The 15,754-nt window shown below is 68.1% G+C and carries 17 protein-coding genes; 12 read left to right on the top strand and 5 right to left on the bottom strand.

Annotated features, from left to right (window positions below; all coding sequences use genetic code 11):
* Entirely contained in the window at positions 1-1,866 is a 1,866-nt protein-coding gene (dnaK, locus tag NQK81_RS35555; protein WP_257484978.1) for a molecular chaperone DnaK, read from the bottom strand.
* A gap of 272 nt (positions 1,867-2,138) precedes the next feature.
* Here dnaK and NQK81_RS35550 point away from each other — a divergent pair, with 272 nt between their 5' ends.
* The 4 genes from NQK81_RS35550 (at position 2,139) to NQK81_RS35535 (ending at position 6,714) form a co-directional block, all read left to right on the top strand.
* Positions 2,139-4,424 carry an FdhF/YdeP family oxidoreductase gene (locus NQK81_RS35550; protein ID WP_257484977.1) on the top strand — a complete coding sequence of 762 codons (2,286 nt, stop codon included), beginning with the start codon at positions 2,139-2,141 and terminating at the stop codon, positions 4,422-4,424.
* The gene (locus tag NQK81_RS35545; RefSeq protein WP_257484976.1) at positions 4,421-4,681 is read left to right on the top strand and encodes a hypothetical protein; all 261 of its coding nucleotides are present in this window, start codon (positions 4,421-4,423) and stop codon (positions 4,679-4,681) included. Before NQK81_RS35550 ends, NQK81_RS35545 begins: the two co-directional genes overlap by 4 nt.
* A 146-nt stretch (positions 4,682-4,827) precedes the next feature.
* Positions 4,828-5,415: a hypothetical protein gene (locus NQK81_RS35540; RefSeq protein WP_257484975.1), complete on the top strand. Its 588-nt coding sequence runs from the start codon at positions 4,828-4,830 to the stop codon at positions 5,413-5,415.
* A 234-nt stretch (positions 5,416-5,649) separates the two neighbouring features.
* The gene (locus NQK81_RS35535; RefSeq protein ID WP_257484974.1) at positions 5,650-6,714 is read left to right on the top strand and encodes an FUSC family protein; all 1,065 of its coding nucleotides are present in this window, start codon (positions 5,650-5,652) and stop codon (positions 6,712-6,714) included.
* On the opposite strand, the gene NQK81_RS35530 is transcribed toward NQK81_RS35535, so the two are convergent.
* The 3 genes from NQK81_RS35530 to NQK81_RS35520 form a co-directional block, all read right to left on the bottom strand.
* A complete protein-coding gene (locus NQK81_RS35530) occupies positions 6,676-7,902 on the bottom strand; it encodes a PucR family transcriptional regulator (RefSeq protein WP_257484973.1) in 1,227 nt (408 codons plus the stop codon). The two genes, NQK81_RS35535 and NQK81_RS35530, sit on opposite strands and share 39 nt — an antisense overlap.
* A gap of 107 nt (positions 7,903-8,009) precedes the next feature.
* On the bottom strand, positions 8,010-8,249 hold the full coding sequence (locus tag NQK81_RS35525; RefSeq protein ID WP_257484972.1) for a hypothetical protein: 240 nt from the start codon (positions 8,247-8,249) through the stop codon (positions 8,010-8,012).
* A 179-nt stretch (positions 8,250-8,428) separates the two neighbouring features.
* Positions 8,429-9,325, bottom strand: a complete 897-nt coding sequence (locus NQK81_RS35520) for an MBL fold metallo-hydrolase (protein ID WP_257484971.1) — start codon at positions 9,323-9,325, stop codon at positions 8,429-8,431.
* 89 nt (positions 9,326-9,414) lie between these two features.
* Between NQK81_RS35520 and NQK81_RS35515 the strand changes: the two genes are divergently transcribed.
* From NQK81_RS35515 to NQK81_RS35475, 8 genes are all read left to right on the top strand, one after another.
* Positions 9,415-9,603: a hypothetical protein gene (locus NQK81_RS35515; RefSeq protein ID WP_257484970.1), complete on the top strand. Its 189-nt coding sequence runs from the start codon at positions 9,415-9,417 to the stop codon at positions 9,601-9,603.
* Positions 9,590-10,948, top strand: coding sequence for an amidase (locus tag NQK81_RS35510; protein ID WP_257484969.1), 1,359 nt, complete (start codon positions 9,590-9,592; stop codon positions 10,946-10,948). Before NQK81_RS35515 ends, NQK81_RS35510 begins: the two co-directional genes overlap by 14 nt.
* 10 nt (positions 10,949-10,958) lie before the next feature.
* Complete coding sequence (locus tag NQK81_RS35505) at positions 10,959-11,531, top strand: TetR/AcrR family transcriptional regulator (protein WP_257484968.1); 573 nt, start codon at positions 10,959-10,961, stop codon at positions 11,529-11,531.
* 21 nt (positions 11,532-11,552) lie between these two features.
* On the top strand, positions 11,553-11,687 hold the full coding sequence (locus NQK81_RS35500; protein WP_257489994.1) for a hypothetical protein: 135 nt from the start codon (positions 11,553-11,555) through the stop codon (positions 11,685-11,687).
* A 1,178-nt stretch (positions 11,688-12,865) separates the two neighbouring features.
* Positions 12,866-13,279 (top strand): hypothetical protein, encoded by a 414-nt coding sequence (locus NQK81_RS35490; RefSeq protein WP_257484967.1) that lies wholly within the window; start codon positions 12,866-12,868, stop codon positions 13,277-13,279.
* A 63-nt stretch (positions 13,280-13,342) separates the two neighbouring features.
* The gene (locus NQK81_RS35485) at positions 13,343-13,774 is read left to right on the top strand and encodes an Hsp20/alpha crystallin family protein (RefSeq protein ID WP_257484966.1); all 432 of its coding nucleotides are present in this window, start codon (positions 13,343-13,345) and stop codon (positions 13,772-13,774) included.
* An 81-nt stretch (positions 13,775-13,855) separates the two neighbouring features.
* Positions 13,856-14,059, top strand: a complete 204-nt coding sequence (locus tag NQK81_RS35480) for an Rv3202a family protein (RefSeq protein WP_257484965.1) — start codon at positions 13,856-13,858, stop codon at positions 14,057-14,059.
* A gap of 27 nt (positions 14,060-14,086) precedes the next feature.
* Positions 14,087-14,371 carry a J domain-containing protein gene (locus tag NQK81_RS35475; RefSeq protein ID WP_257484964.1) on the top strand — a complete coding sequence of 95 codons (285 nt, stop codon included), beginning with the start codon at positions 14,087-14,089 and terminating at the stop codon, positions 14,369-14,371.
* A 148-nt stretch (positions 14,372-14,519) separates the two neighbouring features.
* On the opposite strand, the gene NQK81_RS35470 is transcribed toward NQK81_RS35475, so the two are convergent.
* Positions 14,520-15,485: a hypothetical protein gene (locus NQK81_RS35470; protein WP_257484963.1), complete on the bottom strand. Its 966-nt coding sequence runs from the start codon at positions 15,483-15,485 to the stop codon at positions 14,520-14,522.
* Positions 15,486-15,754: the final 269 nt, after the last annotated feature.

The raw sequence follows: 15,754 nt of genomic DNA, 5'->3' as shown, positions 1-15,754 counted from the left end.
TCAGGACGTCGTGAACTCGGCGTCGACGACGTCGTCGTCACCGTCGGCGGGCGGCTTGGCTTCCCCGGGGGTGACCGCGGCGAGACCGTGGTACAGCTGCTGCAGTTCGGCGGTCAGCGACCGGAGCCGGTCGAGGCCGGCTTCCTGCTCGTTCTTCAGCAGCTCTCGCGCGTCCCCGACCAGCATCTCGGCGCGTGCCTTGTCGTGCACGGCCACGCTCTCGCCGAGCTCGGTCAGCCGTCGTTCGACCTGATAGGCGGCCTGGTCGAGCGTGTTGCGCGCGTCGACCAGCTCACGGAGCCGCGCGTCTTCGGCCCGGTGCTCCTCGGCGTCGGCCACCATCCGCTCGACTTCGGCACCGTCGAGATTGGAGCTCTCGCTGATGGTGATGCGCTGTTCGGCGCCGGTTTCCTTGTCCTGCGCGGAAACGTTGAGGATACCGTTGGCGTCGATGTCGTAGACGACCTCGATCTGCGGGACACCGCGCGGGGCGGGACGGATGTTCTCCAGCCGGAACCGGCCCAGCACCCGGTTGTCCGCGGCCTTCTCGCGTTCACCCTGCAGCACCACGACGTCCACGGCGGACTGGTCGTCCTCGGCGGTGCTGAACGTTTCCTTGCGCCGGGCCGGGATCGTGGTGTTGCGCTCGATGACCTTGGTCATCATGCCGCCGAGGGTCTCGATACCGAGCGACAGCGGCGTGACGTCGAGCAGCAGGACGTCCTTCGCCTCACCCTTGATGATCGCCGCCTGGACCGCCGCGCCCAGCGCGACCACCTCGTCCGGGTTCACCGTCATGTTCGGGTCCTTGCCGCCGGCCAGGCGGCGCACCAGTTCCTGCACCGCCGGGATCCGCGTGGATCCGCCGACCAGGATGACCTCGTCGATGTCGCTCGGCGAGAGCTTCGCGTCGGAGATCGCCTGCTCGACCGGGCCGCGGCACCGTTCGACTAGGTCCGCGGTGATCTGGTCGAACGTCGACCGCATGAGCGTGGTGTTGAGGTGTTTCGGCCCGGAGGCGTCCGCGGTGATGAACGGCAGGTTGATCGTCGTGCGGGTGACCGACGACAGCTCCTCCTTGGCCTTCGCCGCCGCTTCGAACAACCGCTGCAGGGCCTGGGGGTCCTTGCGCAGGTCGATCCCGTTGTCCCGCTCGAACTCGTCCGCGAGGTGGTCCACGACGCGCCGGTCGAAGTCGTCACCGCCCAGATGGGTGTCCCCCGCGGTGGACCGCACCTCCACGACACCGTCGCCGATGTCGAGCACGCTCACGTCGAACGTGCCGCCGCCGAGATCGAAGACCAGCACGGTCTCCTGCTGCTTCTTGTCCAGACCGTAGGCCAGCGCGGCGGCGGTGGGCTCGTTGATGATCCGCAGCACCTCGAGCCCGGCGATCCGGCCGGCGTCCTTGGTCGCCTGACGCTGTGCGTCGTTGAAGTACGCGGGCACGGTGATGACGGCCTCGGTCACCTTCTCACCGAGGAACTTCGATGCCTCGTCGACGAGCTTGCGAAGGACCAGCGCCGACACCTCTTCAGGGGCGTACCGCTTGCCGTGCACGTCGAAGCGGACCGCCCCGTCCGAGCCGGGGACGACGTCGAAGGCGACGGCGTCCAGCTCGCTCGAGACCTCGTCGTGGCGGCGCCCGACGAACCGCTTCGCCGAGGAGATCGTGCCCTTCGGGTTCAAGATCGCCTGACGGCGCGCCAGCTGGCCGACGAGCCGTTCACCCGAGTCGGTGTAGGCGACGACCGACGGCGTCGTCCGCGCGCCGTCGGCGTTGGCGATCACCACCGGCTGGCCGCCCTCCAGCACCGCGATCACCGAGTTGGTCGTCCCCAGGTCGATGCCTACCGCTTTCGCCACGGCGTGTTCCTTCCAGCGCAGTCGCTCACACGAATTCCCGTGTCGGGAACAGTGAATTCGTGACCGGTCTACTTGAGCCCCGATAAGGGCGTCAAGACGGAAAGATGTGCGCCTGAATTGCGACCAGGCATTTCCCGCCAGCGTTGTGGGACGCCACCAAAAAGTTTGTCATCCGGTCACAACGGGCCGTTCACAATTGTGCTCGGTGATGCCCGAATGCGCCTCTCGTGCTTGAATCAGAACCGGAACGAAGGCATGCCGAGAGGATGACGGTGACAGAGCGACAAGGGGACGGGCCGGACGGACGCGAGCCGGAGTTCAAGCCCTACCACCATCCGGCCGCGGGCTGGGGCGCGGCGAAGAGCGTGACGAAGTTACTCGTGCAGGAAAAGGAGCTGGTGGCGGGTCCGCAGGCGATCCTGCGGATGAATCACGAGAACGGCGGCTTCGACTGTCCCGGCTGCGCGTGGCCCGACGACACCAAGGGCCTCCATCTGGACATCTGCGAGAACGGGATCAAGCACGTCGCCTGGGAGATGACCCGGAAACGAGTCGGCCCGGAATTGTTCGCCGAGCACACGGTGTCCGAACTCCGGAAATGGAGTGACACCGAACTCGAGGCACACGGCAGACTGACCGAACCGATGCGCTATGACGCCGGAATCGATCGGTATGTCCCAATTTCCTGGCAGGAAGCGTTCGACCTCGTCGGCCGCACACTGCGCGATCTGGATTCACCGGATCAGGCGGCGTTCTACACCTCCGGAAGGCTCGGCAACGAGGCCACGTTCCTGTACCAGCTGTGGGTGCGGGAGTACGGCACGAACAACCTCCCCGACTGCTCGAACATGTGTCACGAGGCGAGCGGGAGGGCACTGCAGGCCGCGATCGGCACGGGTAAAGGGACGGTCGACATCCACGACTGGGAGGAGGCCGACGCGCTCTTCATCCTCGGGGTCAACGCCGCCTCGAACGCGCCGCGCATGCTCACCGCGCTGGCCGAGGCCTACCGCCGGGGCGCGCAGATCGTGCACGTCAATCCCCTGGTCGAGGCGGGAGCGACCCGCACGATCATCCCGCACGACTTCGCGAGGATGGCCACCTTCCGCGCCACCCCGACCTCGACCCTGAACCTGCAGCCGCGGATCGGCGGCGACATGGCCCTCCTGCGCGGGATGGCGAAGGCCCTGCTGAAGATGGCCGAGACCGACCCGGAGGCACTCGACACCGGGTTCCTCGCGGCGTATACGTCCGGTTTCGAGGAGTACCGCGCCGCCTGCCAGGAGATCTCGTGGGCCGAACTCGAGCGGCAGTCGGGCCTGACCGAGTCCCAGATCCGCGCCGCGGCCGGGGTCTACCGCTCGGCCGAGCGCTCGATCATCAGCTGGTGCCTCGGCGTGACCCAGCACGAACACGGCGTGGACACCGTGCGCGAGATCGTGAACCTGCTGCTGTTGCGCGGCAACCTCGGCCGCCCGGGCGCCGGGCCCTCGCCGGTACGGGGGCACAGCAACGTCCAGGGCAACCGGACGTGCGGCATCGACCATCGGCCGTCCGCCGACTTCCTCGACCGGCTCGCCGAGGTCTGCGGGATCACGCCGCCACGGCACCACGGGCTCGACACCGTGAACACGATCGAGGCGATGCACCGCGGTGACGTGAAGGTGTTCGTCGGCATGGGCGGCAACTTCGTGCTCGCCGCCCCGGACACGCCCTACACCGCGGCCGGGCTGGCGAAGTGCGAGCTGACCGTGCAAGTCAGCACGAAGCTCAACCGCAGCCATCTCGAACACGGGAAGCAGGCCCTCATCCTGCCCTGCCTCGGCCGCACGGAACGAGACCTCCAGGCGGCGGGGCCGCAGGCCACGTCGGTCGAGGACGCGATGAGCATGGTGCACCTCTCGGTCGGCAAGCGGACGCCGGCCTCGCCGTATCTCCTGTCCGAGCCCGCGATCATCGGCGGGATGGCGCGCGCGACGCTGCCGGACAGCGCGACACCGTGGGAGGACTACGTCGGCGACTACGACCGCATCCGCGACACGATGTCGCGAGCGCTGGACGGGTTCGAAGACTTCAACGAACGGGTGCGGCAGCCCCTCGGGTTCCGGCTCCACCAGGCGGCACGCGAACGGGTCTTCCACACGCCGTCGGGCAGGGCGGAGTTCTCCACCGCGGACGTTCCCGACGTGGTCCCCGCCCCGGGGACGCTCGCACTCGGCACGATGCGGTCGCACGATCAGTGGAACACCACGATCTACTCCGACAACGACCGCTACCGCGGTATCAAGAACCTGCGCACGCTGATCTTCCTGAACTCCGCGGACATGCGCGAGCGCGGTCTGTCCGAGTTCGACCCGGTCGACATCACGAGCACCGCCAAGGACGGCACCACCCGCTCGCTCAAGGGCTACCTCGCGGTGCCGTACGACATCCCGCCCGGCTGCGCCGCCGGGTACATGCCGGAGATGAACGTGTTGTGCGCGATCGGTGACTACAGCACCCAGAGCGATCAGCCGCTGATGAAGCATCTGAAGGTGACGGTCGAGCGTTCCCGATGAGACCCGATCCGCTCCGCCTGGACGACATCCGCCAGTACGAGGTCAGCGCGCGAGCCCACTCGGGATTCCCGTTGAGCAGCAAGGAGTTCGCGGGCGAGGCGAACGAGCAGGAGTGGAAGTTCTACGTCCACAGCACCGACACCGCGGTCGCGCTACGGGCGCGGCTGGCGATGGAAACCCCGGACGCGAGCTACGTCGTGGACGCCGTCGTGCGACACCGTTCACCGCTGAACCGTCCGTCCTGCAGGACTTCCTGAACGGCGAAGCGATGCCGACGCTGTACCCGTTCATCCGCGAGGAAGCGATCTGCTGGGCACCTACGACCCTCGCACCTCGCCGATCATCGTGGGCGCCGATGAACTCGACCCAGCCCCTCAGCCGACGAATCGAGGTTTCCCAGGACATGAACGACGACGAACCACCGCAGAGACAAATCGAAATACTGTCCACCTGGACCAGGTCTCTGCGCAGCGAGCTGGACCGGATGCGAGATATCAACTTGCGCTTGCGCCGGCAACTCTCCACCAGTATTACGGGATTGCAAGCCGACGAGGAAGAGAACAGACACAAGCATCTGTCTCTTCGGTTCGCGAACCTCTTGCAACAGTCCTGCCGTCGGCTGGTCGCGATCTCGCTCGCCGGCACAGGCGAACCCGCCGACGCCGAGCGGATCGCCATCGAACTGAGCCGGGTGGCCAGGATCCTGCTCTCCGAATCGGCATCACCTGCCGGATTGTGCCGTCACCTTGGCCTGGACCCCGGCACCTATGGGCCCGAGATCGGTGAACTCCTCGTTCGGATCGCCGCCGTCGCCGGCAGGCTGCCGAACGCACAGTGGGACTTCCAAGCGACCATCGGCGCACCACTCGACGCCCGACGGCAAGCACCCTGGGAAACCTGCGACCCCGGAGCACCGGTGAAGTTCGTCGTGACCCCTTCCTGGCGATCCGGCCACCGCGTTCACATCAGGCAGACCGTATACACCGACTGACCCTGTCATCGGAAACAAACATTTTTGTAGACGATATTCATCCCTGTGGATTTTCCTATACTGACACCATGTCCAACAAAACACCGCACGAAGAAGAAATCGAAAAAGAGGAAGAGCGAAGCGAGGAAGAGAAGCACCGGCTCGAAGAGGACGAGGAACGACGGCTCCGCTGACAGTCCTTCCCGGCATCCCCGAAGGAGAAGCACGATATCGCCTCGGTCGGCTCTCGCACGCATGTCGGCGCACCTGGGCCCCGCACCGGATGACTGGTCACACGCGTGCCGGGTCGCGATCGGCTTGCTCGTCCCCGGACTGGCCCTGGTTGTCCTCGGATATCCGGAGCTGATCATCTATGCCGTGTTCGGCTCCTTCACCGGGATGTACGGCCGGACCGGCACTCGCCGTTCCCGGCTGCGTCACCAGGCGCAAGCCGGAGCGGTCCTGTCGACCGCGGTGGGGATCGGGTCGTTCCTGTCCGGGAACCAGGCACAGCCATGGATCCTGGTCTCCACCGTGACCGCTTTCGCCTTCGCCGGTGCCCTCGTGACGACCCGCCTCGGCCTCACCCCGCGCGGTCCCTTCTTCGGCATCTTCGCGCTCGGCGCCACGGCCACGGTTCCGGCTCGGGTCCCACCCTTGGCCGCGCTGTCGATCTGCGCGGGCACCGTGGTGTTCTCCGTCCTCATCGGACTCACCGTGGCCGGACGTGCCCAGGGACCGATCGCCGCGCGCTGCCTCCGCGGCTGGTGCGGCCGGGGACGGCGACTGTCGTGCTCGTTCGTCCACGCCGTCCGGTACGCCCTCGCCGTCCTGACCGCGGGCGCCGCCGGCCTGTTGCTGGGTGTCGACCATGCCAACTGGGCCATGGCTTCCGCCGCGGTGCCGCTGGCGGTGGCGGACACCCGCAGCCTTCTTCACCCCGGCATCGGCAGCGTCGTCCACCGAAGCCTGCATCGCGTCGGAGGGACACTGGCCGGGCTGGTCGTCACCGCCGGGCTGCTCCAACTGCATCTCGGCACCACGTCACTCGCCGTCGTCGTGATGGTGCTGCTGTTCCCGACCGAGCTGTTCATGGCGCGGCACTACGGCCTGGCGTTGGGGTTCTTCACCCCGCTGATCATGGTGATGACCGAATTGGCCTCCCCCGCCGAGCCGGCGACGCTGCTCACCGCACGGCTCGTGGACACCTTGATCGGCGTCACCGCCGGGATCGCGGCCTCGGTCGTCGTCCGCGGGCCATGCCGATCGGCCGACGACGAGCTAAGGCTCACCGGTTTCCGCCGACGCCCCGTCGGCTGAGCCACCACGGGCGGGATCGAGGCTCAGAGCCTGCACCGCGGTCACCAGTTCCGCCACATCACGAGGGTCGGTCAACGACTTGCCGGTCAGCTCCCGGATCCGGCGCAACCGATACCGGACGGTGTTGGCGTGACAGTGCAGGACACCCCCGGCCCCGTCCGTCGAGCCGCCCTGATCGAAGTAGGCACGCAACGTCTCGAGCAGGACGTCGCGCTCCTCCGATGGCAGGTCGAGCACCACGCCGAAGACCTCGGCGGCCAGGCGGCGTCCCTCGTCGGGGTCGTAAGCGACGAACGCGGCGAGAGGACTGGAGCCAAAGGCTCGCACAGCGGGCTGTCCAGGCGGCAGACCGGCGAGCGCGGTCCGGGCGAGATGCAGCGCCCGCGGGGTCTCGGTCAACGACCGGTACAGCGGACTCACCCCGGTGCGAGCCACCGCGACGTCCTTCACGATCGACATCATCGTGTCGCGTTGCTCATCACGGAGCGAGATCACTCCTGCCTGCATCGTGGGAGTGAGCTGCCAGGCCGAGACCATCCCGGCCTCGGCGAGCCGCTGCTCGACACCGAGCAGGCTCTCCTCGGCCAGGCCCCGGGTCTCCGCGGCCACCACGGCCAGCTGCCCGTCCACAGCCAGGCCGAGCAACCGCCCGGCCTCCCACGCGCCGGCGTCGAACACCCGCTGACCGGTGAACAGGGCCGCGGCCAAAGCAGACCGACGCCGATGCTGCGCGATCAGCAACTCCGCGCTGGCCGCCCGATACGCCTCGGTCAGCCGCACGGCGTGCTCGTCGGCGACCCGCCACAAGAGGCTCGCCACGTCGACGAGACCGTCGGCCGCGTCCGGCCGGGTCATGTCCCTGACATGCTCGACCAGCAGGTCCCAGAGCATCGCGCAGCCGATCCGGTACACCTGCAGCACCTCCGGCAACGGCGCCCCCTGGCGCGCGCGACGGCGACCCGTCTCGCCCGGCGCCGCCTCCTCGATCGACCTGGCGGAGTCGCCCAGCGCGCCGACCATGAACCGCAGGTTGACCGCGATCGACCGATGCAGGTCGGCACGCGGCACGATTTTCTCGTCCCCATACAGGTCGATGCGCTCGCACACCGCGGCGAACACCTCGTCGATCAGCCGGGACAACCGGCTCTCGGCCCAGGCGACGAGTTCAGCGAACGCCGGGTCACTCATCGAAGCTTCCCGTCACCATCGCCAACCCCTCATCACCGAGCCTGTCATCACCGTGAGGGCAACCGTATTGCGCTATCCGAACGCGCGCCTCCCGGCATCCTGCCGACTCACCCACGCCGAGCCGGAAGGCGGAACCCGAGTTCGAGACTCGCGAGATGGTCCGTCACCCCGGTCGCCAGGCGCACGGCCGCGTAGTTGAGCGAGAACCCGGCGCGCAGCCGCTCGAAGCGAGCGACCGCGTACGACCTCGGCGACAGGAACCAGCGCCGCGCCAAGGCATCGTCCGCGAACGAATCCAGCCCCGGCAAGGGTGGGTCCGTCGGCCGTCGAACGAGATAGCGCGTCATGCGGACCTCCTCACCCGCATTTCGCCACACACGATTCTCGGAGGTCAAGACCGATCTTGGTCAGGTCGCGAGTTCCCTTTGCTTTTTGTGGCACAGCATCAACAATTCTGTTCACGGTGACATCGCGAACAGGATGGTGCACCACCGAACTCGATCACGTCAGATTGCCGCCACAGCGCTCATCGTCGCTCAGGAGAGACATCCGCTCGTGCGTTCCAGGCGAGAGCGGTCTCTGCCGAGACGACCTGACCTGCTGTCGGCGGCGGGAAATGGGTGCCGAGCACCAGGGTGCCGGTGTCGGCGAGTGAGGCGAGCAGTGAACGCCGGGTGGCCTCGGCGCGGACGGGATCGATGTCCACGCAGCTGCCGATGTCCGGCCGGGGGATCTGGACCGGATGGTGGAGGCTGTCGCCGGTGATCAAAGCGGTTTCGCCACCGCTGGCGAGCCGGACCGCAACGTGCCCAGGCGTATGACCGGGCGTCGGCACGAGCCGCACGCCGGGGGCCACGTCCACCCCGTCGGCGGGCACGTCGATCAGGTCCAGCAGCCCCGCGTCCTCGACGGGATGCACGGAGTCCCGGAACATCTGCCGCCGGGGCTCGTCCATGTCGTAGCCAGCCCAGAACTCCCGTTCCACGCGGGAGGTGAGGTACCGGGCGTTGGGGAAGGTCGGCACCCAGTCATCCGCCTCCAGCCGCGTGTTCCAGCCCACGTGGTCGGCGTGCAGATGGGTCAGCACCACCAAATCGACCGACTCCGGCGAAAACCCCGCGGCGGTGAGCTCGTCGAGGTAGCCGGTCCGCAGGTCGTGCCAAGCGGGGTTGGCTCGGCGCTTCCCGTTCCCGATCCCGGTGTCCACCAGGATCTTCAGGCCGCCCGCCGAGATCGCGAAGCTGTGGGTGGCCAAGCGCAGCGTGCCGTCGTCGTCGGCGAAATCGGGGCGTAGCCACCCGTACCCGGCCACGACCTCGGGCGTCGCGGTGGGCAGCAGCCAGGGGCCGGTCGCCGGCGGCAGCACCACCTCGTCCACGCGCCGCACGGTGAAGTCCCCCACGGTCCAGCAGGATCCGCCCATCTCTCCTCCATCTAAAAGCAACATATTTGCTTTAGCTGACTGTATGCCCTACTGTCGCTTAAAGCAAATATTTGGCTTTTGGAGTTGACATGCCCGAACTCGACCCTTCCGACGCGGCGAGCTTGGCCGCCCGCGCGGGGCTACCCCTGCCCGCCGACCGGCACGCCGACGTGGCCACCACCGCCAACCACATCCATTCCGTCATCTCGGTCCTGCGCGAGCTGGACTTCGAGGACACCGCGCCATACCGAAGGGAAGACCACGATGGAGCCGTATGAGCTGACCCTCGACGCCGCCGCGCACGCGATACGGAGACTGGAGCTGTCGCCGGTCGAACTCGTCGATTCGGTGCTGGAACGCCTGGCGCGGGCCGACCCTCGCCTCGGCGCCTACGTCACCGTGACCGCGGACTCCGCGCGCGAGTCGGCGCGCCGCGCCGAACAGGAGATCGCCGCCGGGATCCTGCACGGCCCCCTTCATGGGATCCCGATGGCGCTGAAAGATCTCATCGACGTCGCGGGGCTGCCGACCACGGGCAGTTCGCGCGTGCGGGCCGGGCACCGTGCCACCGCCGACAGCGCGGTCGCGGCCCGGCTCGCGGCGGCGGGCGCGGTGGTCGTCGGCAAGACCCACACCCACGAGTTCGCCTACGGCCTCGTCACGCCGCAGACGGTCAACGCCTGGGATCCCGGCCGCGTCGCGGGCGGGTCCAGCGGCGGATCGGCCGTCGCGGTCGCGTCGGGCACGGCGACGTTCGCACTGGGCACCGACACGGGTGGCTCGATTCGGACACCCGCGGCGCTGAACGGCGTGGTCGGGCTCAAACCGACGTTCGGCCTGGTGCCGCGCGACGGTGTGGTCTCGCTGTCGTGGTCGCTGGACCACGTCGGCCCGCTCACCCGCACGGTGACGGACGCGGGGCTCGTGCTGTCCGCGCTGACGGGCGGCAGACCGTACACAGTGGACACTGAGATCGCCGGTCTGCGCATCGGTGTTCCACGCAACCACTATTTCGACCGCGTCGACCCCGAGGTCGAGTCCACCGTGCGCGCGGCGATAACCCGGCTGGAGTCACTCGGAGCCCAGCTGGTCGAGGTCGAGATCCCCATGGCGCGCTACATCCAGGCGACCCAGTGGGGACTGATGGTCCCGGAGGCCACCGCCTACCACGAACGGACGCTGCGCACGACGCCGGAGCTGTACGGACCCGACGTGCGGATACTTCTCGAGGCGGGAGAACTCGTGTCCGCCGGCGACTACCTGCGTGCCCAGCGGGCGCAAACCCTGATGCGGCGGGAATGGCTGCGCCTGATGGAGTCCGTCGACATGATCGCCGCACCGGCCGTGCCGGTGACCGCGGTACCCATCGGGCAGCAAAGCGTGACTTGGCCGGACGGCGGCACGGAAAGCGTGGCCGACGCCTACGTACGACTGTCGGCTCCCGCCAACATCACCGGACTGCCTTCGCTGACGGTGCCTGCCGGCCGCGATAGCGCCCGGATGCCCATCGGCCTTCAGCTCATGGGCCGTCCGTACGCGGAGGACGTGCTGCTGCGCGCCGGCCGGGCCTACGAACGGTCAGCCCAGTTGGCGGAAGACCTGAGCACGTGCTCGACGGCTTAAGCTGGACGGCATGAGCCGCAGGTCGATGGTGCGTCCCGGAGGTCGCAGCGCCAGGGTCCAGGAATCGGTCCACGCGGCCGTGCGTGAGCTCGAGGCCGAGGCCGGGCGCGACGCGTTGTCCGTGCCTCAGATCGCCGCCAGGGCAGGGGTCACGCCCTCGACGATCTACCGCCGGTGGGGCGATCTCCGCGAGCTGCTTTCCGACGTCGCCGTGGCCCGCCTGAGGCCGGAGGCACCACCGGAGGACCGAGGCGCGCTCGTCGCGGACCTGGAGGCCTGGGCCGAACAGTTCCTCGACGAAATGTCCTCGCCGCCGGGACGCGCCTACATCCGCGACGCCCTGCTCGGTGACCCGGACGGCACCAACGCCGGCCAGTGCTCGGCATACGCGGCCGAGCAGATCGAAGTGATCCTCGCAAGGGCCGCCGAACGGGGCGAACAGGCGCCGGACGTGGAGACGGTGCTCGACCGCGCGGTCGCGCCGATGATGTACCGCATCCTGTTCCGACCGGGCGAACTCGGCCCCGAATACGCCCGGAAACTGGTGGCGACACTCTTCGGCGGGGCCACTGAGCGGACCTGACCAAGGATTTCGACCCGACGTGTGGCGACCGAACTCAATGAAATTCGCCAGTGTGATCTTCAAACAACCAGGTCGATCAGTGTCATCCCGGATCGTGAAGACGAGCTGCTGGACGCCGTCGGACGGTTCTTCGCCGACCCGCATCTTCGGACCTGACCGCACGTCCATTCTGGAAACCGACCTGGCCACAGTGGACGACACCGCCGTCCGGACACGCGCGGCAGGGCGTGCGCGGTCGTTCGGCGACGCGGCAGCAGCGCACGATCGAGGTGCCCGGCGCGGGGGCGAGATCGAACACGAGCCGATCCGGCGGGCGGCCCCCGTCGCCGTCGACGGTCCATTGTGGAACGCGCCGCCCACACCACGACGGCGAGCTCGTCCAGCAACAGAGCACGGTATTCGACCGGCATCGCCAGATGCGGCACCGGCCCGATCCCCTCGGCGCGCTGCACGCCACGGCAGAACCGGGGCCGAGCGGCCGTACTTCGGGTACACCGGCACCGGCGGCCTCAACCCCTACCGCGGTCTGCCCAGCACCACCCCGGCCCCGGCGGGATGGACTTCTTCCAGGCGGCCGACGGCCAGTGCCACGCGGTCTACCACTGGTGGAACCCATCCGGCTTGTAATGGCCCCGCCGCAGCGCGCGGCGGGGCCGCTGGAGTGTCACAGTCCTGAAAGTCGCGCTCGATGACATCACCTGCCTTTCACGCAGCCGTGCCGGACTCACGAACCGGGTACCGGAGGTGAACGCTGCCGCATCCAGCGCTCACCAACGTGGATCGCCGGACACGGACGCGCTGTCGGTGAACGCGCCGGCCGTGCGATCCGAGCGGCCCGTGATCGCTCGGACGGAGCTACGCCCCGCGAACGCCGAGGGGGAATGCGTGAGACATCGGCGAAAGAGGCCGCGATGATCGACTCGAACTCGGTGCGCAGCCACACCCGGTCCGCGTACACCAGCTCGGCGAACGCTTCGTTCACCGCTGTACGGCGGATACCGTGCCGCATGTCGATCACCCCCCGGAACGTCGTAGGGACCGAAGCCAGGTCAAGTCATCTCTGAAAAACTATGTAACCCGCCTTGCCGAGGATGTCAAGCCCGCATACTTGCGGCCCCGCGCGCGACGTGCTATGAGAGAATTAGCACTCGGGGGTCGAGAGTGCTAACGAACCACGCCTCTCCACAAGGACGGAAAGCATGACAGCTGTGATCGTTTTCAGCACCGTGGTCACGGGCATCGTCGCGATGGTCGCCGTCGCCGCCCGCAGACACCACCTGGACGATCTCACCCGCGACTGACACGGACTCCGCTCACGAACCGATGGAGCATTCATGGGGTTGAACAAAGTCTGGATACGCACTCTCAGCGATGGTCTTCTCCGTGCCGACCAGGTCATCGGGCTGACCGCGCACGCCACCCCGTCCATTCCCGGCAAATCCCCGCGCTGGCTGTTCGACGCCACCGTCGCGGTCCCCGCGGGCAGCGGCAACACCAGCGGCTGGGACGTCGGCATCCTGCATCGCACACTGATCCAGACACCCGTCGAACCGGTCGAGGCACCCGACGAACTCGCCCGCCTGCTGGCCCGCCTCGACGAGCCGGGCACGGCCGGGATCATCGAACCGATGGCCGACCGCATCGCGGACGGAGCCGGCCGGATTCGTTTCCGCTTCAGCTCCTTCGGCGATTCCTCGCCGGACACCACGGCGGCCGGACAGGAACACGAAGCGGCGAGCCGCCGTTGAAAAGAACGAAGGCACACGCTTTCGCCACGAAGAAGTGGCGATACGAGGAAGGAGGCAATTGTGATGTTGATGCGAACCGATCCGTTCCGTGAGCTGGACAGGCTCACCCAGCAGTTCCTGGGCGCCAACGGCACCGCTTCCCGCCAAGTGATGATGCCGATGGACGCCTACCGGTCCGGCAACGAATACGTGGTGGCGTTCGACCTGCCCGGCGTCTCGCCGGATTCGATCGAAATCGACGTGGAACGCAACGTACTGACGGTCAAGGCCGAACGCACCCTCGAACCGGGCGGGGACGCCGAGGTCCAGGTGGCCGAGAGGCCTCGCGGGGTGTTCAGCCGTCAACTGTTCCTGGGAGACACGCTGACGACCGACGACATCAGCGCGGATTACGACGTCGGGGTGCTTACCCTGCGCATCCCGATCGCCGAACAGGCCAAGCCACGCAAGATCGCCGTCACCAGTGGCGAAAAGGCCAAGCAGATCAAGCCCTGACCGTTCCCGAGTTCCACTCGACGCGGAGCGGCCCGCCCTTCCGCGGTGCGGGCCGCGCCCCCTCAGCGCAGGAGTACCGCGATGCTCGACGACGAAAAGCCCGTGGCGGACTTGGCCGACCAGCACCGGCTCGCCCACGCGGTGGACGGTGAGCCCGGCGAACACTTCGACGAGGAAATGGCCACGGCGTTCGACGCGAACCGGATACCGGAGGCCGATCCCGCCGACGTGGCCGACCAGCGACGTGGTGTTCCCGCGCTCGCGGACCGGGAACCCTGGCACTGACAGGGATTCAGGGGCAGGTGATGGATCATGACGGCCGATCCGTACACGGTGCTCGGGGTGGCTCGCGACGCGACCTCGGCCGATATCGCGACGGCGTATCGCCGTCTCGTTCGCAGGCTGCACCCCGATGGCCGGTTCCCGGATCCCGAGCGCCTCGCCGCCGTCCTGGCGGCCTACCGGACGCTTCGCGCCCAAGCGCCGCGGACGACCGGGTCGCGCGGCGTCGCCATTCCCGTCCGTGTCCACAAGCGACGGAGCGCGTCGCCCTACCTCCGATGGCGTCCAGGCTCCGATGACGGCGAGAAGCCGTGATCGAGCCTACGGTCGTCAGCCGGAGGGCAATGGAGTGCGTCGGCCACGGATCTTCCCCGATCTCGGCGTGAACGACCGTCGCCGTCGCCAGGACTGTCACCTCACCGGCGCGTCGGGCACCTCGGACCGAGGCGATCCGAAACGCCGGTCATGGCGCGGAAACGCAGCTCCACGTAGCGGGCACCCATGGGGACGCCGGGCCGTGCGAACCGGCGAGCTGGTCGTCGTCGGTGACTGCGGAGATCCTGCTGGCGGGGGCGAAGTCGCCGAGGAAGGCCCGATTCCGCCAGATGCCGAGTGTGTGCGAGCCGCCGTCGTTGAAATACCACGCCGCGAGCAGGCCGTTCGCGTTGATGCCCATCGCGGTGGTCCCCGGCGTCTTGCCAAGGACGGCACCGGTGTTCACGTCCCACTCGATGAGCTGCTCACCATGGGCCCATGACAAGCCGACGATCCGCTCGCCCTGGTATCGCTGGATGACGAGATCGCCGTACCCGGCCAGTTTCCGGCTGGAGCCGTCGGGCGACCACACCAGCCCTGGCTCGGTCACCACCCGGCCCGCGTCGTCGATGCCGACAGCTCGGCCGTCGGCGATGATCCGGTAGCTGCCGGGAGCATTCGCCGGCCAGAGGATGACCTGGTAGGGCACTCGTCCATCGCCGACGTACCCCACGATGTCACCGGACTCGTTGATGGCGGTGGCCGTGGCCCGCACCCCGGGCGGGCTCGGCAGGGTCTCGTAAACGCCGTCGTGGTAACGGAACCCCGTGCCGGCGCCGGCCGAGGACTGGTATCCCACGATCTCGCCGCGGCCGCTGATGGCGGAGAACTGGACCACCGCACCGTTCGGCGGCGGCGGCATTTCGGCGACCTCGCGGTGGTGCCACAGCACATTCACCCGCTTGTTCTCCTTCCACACCACCCCTGCCAGGTACCCGTTCGGCCCGGCGACGGCCACCGAGCCACCGCTGGCTCCGGCGGGGACCGGCAGGTCGGAGGCGACCCAGGTACAAGACGCGGCCGAGGGTGTGGCCGCCGAGGTGGCGGGGAGGGCGGTGGTGACGGCGAACGCGAGCGACGCACCGAGTACGGCGCTTAGTACGGCCTTACGCATGGAATACCCCTTGGAACACGGGAAGCGGTCTTCCGGAGCACGCGCGACTGGTCGCTGTGGTTGCCTTGGCGGACCGACGAGCGTGCGGGATGTTTCCGGTTCCCCCTCTCCGGCATCGTCCAGGCCGCCCGTCGAGTACAGATGCCCGGTGTTCTTCCTTCGAGCGCCGGGTCGTTCAGGACATTTTTCGTCCTGAACGACCCTTTCATGACACCTCGGAGATGGTGCGCGAGACGTGCGCGGCCGCGGCTCCGGGCACGCGGTGGCGC

The sequence above is a fragment of the Amycolatopsis roodepoortensis genome (assembly GCF_024628825.1).
Classification (GTDB): domain Bacteria; phylum Actinomycetota; class Actinomycetes; order Mycobacteriales; family Pseudonocardiaceae; genus Amycolatopsis; species Amycolatopsis roodepoortensis.
This window is presented reverse-complemented; position numbering and strand designations above follow the sequence as displayed.